Source organism: Gemmiger formicilis (genome assembly GCF_016900095.1).
Lineage (GTDB): Bacteria > Bacillota > Clostridia > Oscillospirales > Ruminococcaceae > Gemmiger > Gemmiger formicilis_A.
The window spans coordinates 1-471 of sequence record NZ_JACJJP010000086.1 but is presented as its reverse complement, the minus strand read 5'-3'; the positions used below and the strand labels follow the sequence as shown (position 1 = coordinate 471).

Genomic DNA, 471 nt, shown 5'->3' with positions numbered 1-471 from the left:
GCGGACAAAGAAGGTGATGTCATGGATCGCAAGCACAACCCGGCCAACACCGCCCGGGCCCGTGAGCTGCGCCGCGACATGACCAAGGAGGAGCGGAAGCTCTGGTATGAGTTTCTCCGGCAATATCCTGTCCGGTTTGCCCGCCAGAAGGTGCTGGGGCGGTATATTGCAGATTTTTATTGTGCCCGGGCCAAACTGGTGATTGAACTGGACGGTTCGCAGCACTATATAGACGCCGGCCCGGACAAGGACCGGCAGCGCACCGAATACCTGGAGCAATACGGACTGCGGGTGGTGCGCATCCCCAACAATGCGGTGACCGGCAACTTTACCGGGGTCTGTGAATATATAGACCTTCTGGTAAAAGAGGCCGTCACCTCCCAGGGCTCCCCTGTGTAAGGGGAGCTGTCGCCGAAGGCGACTGAGGGGTTGGAAAGTTCCCGCCGCCGCCCGTTTTCGGGCAATGCGGAT

1 protein-coding gene is annotated in these 471 nt (G+C 59.7%); it reads left to right on the top strand.

Features of this window, described 5'->3' with window-relative positions:
- The coding region (locus tag H6B15_RS15305) for an endonuclease domain-containing protein (RefSeq protein WP_345942011.1) at positions 1-399 on the top strand (399 nt) is incomplete at its 5' end.
- Positions 400-471 lie beyond the last annotated feature (72 nt).